This is a genomic window from Streptomyces murinus, assembly GCF_002154555.1.
GTDB classification, from domain to species: Bacteria; Actinomycetota; Actinomycetes; order Streptomycetales; family Streptomycetaceae; genus Streptomyces; species Streptomyces murinus.
The window spans coordinates 1-3,615 of the sequence record NZ_MUNF01000303.1; the positions used below are offsets into that span (position 1 = coordinate 1).

The following is a 3,615-nucleotide window of genomic DNA, read 5'->3' on the forward strand; positions in this document are numbered from 1 at the left end:
CGGGAGGGCGGGGACGGGCCGTTCTTCGGGCATGACGGTCGAGATGCGTGAGGGATACGAGGGCACAGGTACGGGTGCGATCACCCCGGACGGCTGCGCGGTGGAGGTCTACACACGGCTGCCGATCGGCCCGGAGCCGGACATCATCGCCGCGGCGGTACCGGCCGGGGCGCACATCCTGGAACTGGGCAGCGGGGTGGGCCGGATGACCCACCCGCTACTGGAACGCGGCTTCACGGTCACCGCGGTGGACGAGTCCGCCGACATGCTCGCCCGGATCCACGGGGCACGCGCCATATGCGCCCCGATCGAGGAACTGGACCTGGGCGGCGAGAAGTTCGACGTGGTGCTGCTCGCCTCGTTCCTGGTCCACGCCGGTGACGAGGAGGTGCGCCGGGGCCTGCTGCGCACCTGCGCCCGCCATGTGGCCGAGGGCGGCTGCGTGCTCATCCAGCGGGAGGGCGCGGACCACCACACCGATGTGCCGAGAGAACGGGTCGACCCGGCCGGCTTCACGGTCCGCATCGCCTCGGTGACCCCCGTCGGCGACGGAGTGGACTCCGTCCATGTCGAGTACGACTTTCCGGACGGCACCTGGACCCAGACCTTCCTCGCCCGGCCCCTGACGAAGGAACAGTTCGAATCGGCGCTGGCGGAGGCGGGACTGGAGGTGGACAAGTACCTGACGCCGGACGGCATGTGGGTACGGGCCGTGCGGACGGCGCGGTAGGCGTCAGGGGGGCGCGGTGGGCGCCCAGGAGGGGACACGGTGGGCGTCAGGAGACGTGATGGGCGCGACGCGGGTGTCGTGAGCGGGTGCGATGCGGCGGACGCTGTGGGCTGGTGCGGGCGGACGCCGTGGGCGGGTGCGTGCGCTGCGGGTGCGGGCCGCTGTGGACTGGTGCGGCGGCCCCGGCGTTGCCCGTCACCGTCCCCGGGGGCGTCCCTCCGGTCCGCTCATGCTACTGCTGAACCCCGGAGGTGTGAGGCCACGCAGGCGTTCCATGTCCCGGCGGTCGCGCTTGGTGGGCCGGCCGGTGCCCCGGTCGCGGATCCCGGCGGGGGCGACGGTCTCGCGAGGCGGCGGAGGAGGGGAGTTGTCGATGTAGCACTGCACGGCCACGGGCGCACCGACCCGCTTGCGGATGAGGCGCTTGACGATCACGACCCGCTCCCGGCCCTCGTTCCGCAGGCGGACCTCGTCGCCCACCCGCAGCGAGTAGGCAGGCTTCACCCGCTCACCGTTCACATGCACATGCCCACCACGGCAGGCGGTGGCGCCCTGGGAACGCGTCTTGATCAGCCGTACCGCCCAGATCCAGCTGTCGATCCGGACCGTCTCACCACTGCCGGGCCCCGCGGCCCGGGCGGCGGCGACCGCGGCGGCGATCTCGGGGTCCACCGGCCCGCCGCCCGAGGGACCGGCGTTCTCGGCACCCTGGGCGGGCCCCGTCCCGGCCGGCCCGTCGGTGCCCCGGTCCACGTTCTCGTCCGCATCCTCGGAAGCCATGTCCCGACCCTAACGCCGGGGGCCGGGTGATCTGGACAGGTTTTCCGGGGGCGGGCCGAAGGCTCGCAGAAGAATCACAGAAGAAAGGGTGGCCAGTTCGAAGGAAGGGGAGTGCCAGTTCGGAGAGAGAGCGCGGAGGGGTTGGTGCGCAGCGGCCGGAATGAAGCGGCTGGTATCGGGAGGCCAGGTCGCGGACATGGGTGGCGGCGACCTGGGCATACGGTGACCCTATGGACGACAGCAGCCCCCTTGCCCGGCTGGACCGGCGGGTCACGGGCTGCCGGGCCTGCCCCCGGCTGGTGGAGTGGCGCGAGGAGGTGGCGCGGACCAAGCGCGCCGCCTTCGCGGACTGGACGTACTGGGGCCGCCCGGTACCCGGCTTCGGCCCCGCCGACGCCCGGCTGCTGATCATCGGCCTGGCCCCGGCCGCGCACGGCGGCAACCGCACCGGACGCATGTTCACCGGCGACCGCTCCGGCGATGTGCTGTACCAGGCGCTGTACGACCTCGGGCTCGCCAACCGGCCCACCTCGGTCCATATCGACGACGGCCTGGAGCTGCACGGGGTCCGGGTCACCTCCCCGGTGCACTGCGCGCCACCCGCCAACAAGCCGACCCCCGGTGAGCGCGACACCTGCCGCCCCTGGCTGGTCCAGGAGCTGGGGCTGCTGCGCCCGACGCTACGGGCCGCGGTGGTCCTCGGTGCCTTCGGCTGGCAGGCGGCGCTGCCCGCGTTTGCCGAGGCGGGCTGGGCGGTGCCCCGGCCCCGTCTGGCCTTCGGCCACGGCGCCCGCGTCGCGCTCGACGGCCTGGATCTCTTCGGCTGCTTCCACGTCAGCCAGCGCAACACCTTCACCGGCAAGCTCACGCCGGAGATGCTGCGCGAGGTACTGGGCACGGCGGCGCGAACGGCCGGGTTGCCGGTGGCCTGAACCGCTCCGCCACCGGGCGCCGCGGCGAGCCGTGACCCGTCGGCACCCGTCAGCACCCCTCGGCACCCGCTGCGGACGCGTCGGTACCCGGCGTTCAGGGCCGCCAGACGTACCGCACATCCGGCTCCCGCTCCTCGTTGCCGCTGCCGTCCGTGGACTCGGCGGCGAGGAAGCCGTGGCGTTCGTAGAAGCGGTGCGCGGGCTTGTTGACCTGGAAGGTCCACAGGGTCAGCCCGTCGGGGCTGCGCTCCTTGGCCAGGGCGACGAACCGGTCCCCGAGGCCCCGCCCCCGCCGCTCCGGCTCCAGATAGAGCTGGGACAGCAGTTGGCCGTCGAGCACCATCACCCCGATGATCCGCCCGCCGTCCTCCTCCGCCACCCAGGTCTCCCGCGACGGCACGACGATGTCCCGGAAGTAGTCGCGGACGTCGTCGTCGGTGCGTGGCCGGACGACCGTGGGCAGCGCGGCGGCGAAGGAACGCAGCCAGACATCGGCGGCGGCCCGCGCGTCGGCGGCCCGCGCCCGCCGGAGGAGGACGCCGGTCATCGTCGTACCCCTTCGTCCGCCCGGTCCTCGCCCTCGGCCGTCCCGGCGTCCGGTACCACCGCCGTCGCCGTGATCTCCACCAGCTGACCGGTGTATCCGAGGCAGGCGACCCCGAGCAGGGTGGAGGAGTGGGGTCCCTCACTCAGCCCTGAGTCCTCCACGACCTCCCAGACCGCGGACAGCGTCGCCGGTTCGGTGCTCACCACGTACACCTCCGTGCTGAGCACATGCGCCAGATCGCTGCCCACGGCGCGCAGTTGCTCCCGCAGGTTGGCGATCACCTGCCGGGCCTGGCGGACCGGATCGCCCGGTCCGACGATCTCACCGCGCTCGTCGAGCGGCACCGATCCGGCGAGGAACGCCAGCTTCGTGCCCGCCTCCACGACGGAGGCATGGGAGTAGGTGGGCGGCGGGAAAAGAGTGGGAACGGTGACACGCTGGATCACGGAGCTGCTCCTACAACGGTCAGCGGACAATCTCCCGATCATCAGCCCCCGCCGGACGCGCGCGCACCCCAATTTCCGGGCGCGGCAAGGGACGCGGAGGAAAACCCGCGAGCGAACCCGGCGCACCATGACCCAGGCTGACCCCATGCCTCATCCCGACCCTGTCCCTCATACACATCT

General features: G+C 72.6%; 5 protein-coding genes. 2 read left to right on the forward strand and 3 right to left on the reverse strand.

Going from position 1 to position 3,615, the window contains the following annotated elements; all coding sequences use genetic code 11:
- Window positions 1-43 precede the first annotated feature (43 nt).
- Window positions 44-730 carry a class I SAM-dependent methyltransferase gene (locus tag CCN72_RS18945; RefSeq protein WP_086808553.1) on the forward strand — a complete coding sequence of 229 codons (687 nt, stop codon included), beginning with the start codon at window positions 44-46 and terminating at the stop codon, window positions 728-730.
- Between the two features lie 195 nt (window positions 731-925).
- On the opposite strand, the gene CCN72_RS18950 is transcribed toward CCN72_RS18945, so the two are convergent.
- Window positions 926-1,510 (reverse strand): RNA-binding S4 domain-containing protein, encoded by a 585-nt coding sequence (locus CCN72_RS18950; RefSeq protein WP_086808549.1) that lies wholly within the window; start codon window positions 1,508-1,510, stop codon window positions 926-928.
- A gap of 230 nt (window positions 1,511-1,740) precedes the next feature.
- Here CCN72_RS18950 and CCN72_RS18955 point away from each other — a divergent pair, with 230 nt between their 5' ends.
- On the forward strand, window positions 1,741-2,442 hold the full coding sequence (locus tag CCN72_RS18955) for a uracil-DNA glycosylase (RefSeq protein ID WP_086808550.1): 702 nt from the start codon (window positions 1,741-1,743) through the stop codon (window positions 2,440-2,442).
- 94 nt (window positions 2,443-2,536) lie between these two features.
- Here CCN72_RS18955 and CCN72_RS18960 read toward each other — a convergent pair whose 3' ends face one another.
- Window positions 2,537-2,989: a GNAT family N-acetyltransferase gene (locus CCN72_RS18960; protein ID WP_086808551.1), complete on the reverse strand. Its 453-nt coding sequence runs from the start codon at window positions 2,987-2,989 to the stop codon at window positions 2,537-2,539.
- The gene (locus tag CCN72_RS18965; protein WP_086808552.1) at window positions 2,986-3,435 is read right to left on the reverse strand and encodes a RidA family protein; all 450 of its coding nucleotides are present in this window, start codon (window positions 3,433-3,435) and stop codon (window positions 2,986-2,988) included. The genes CCN72_RS18960 and CCN72_RS18965 overlap by 4 nt, the downstream gene beginning before the upstream one ends.
- Between the last annotated feature and the right edge of the window lie 180 nt (window positions 3,436-3,615).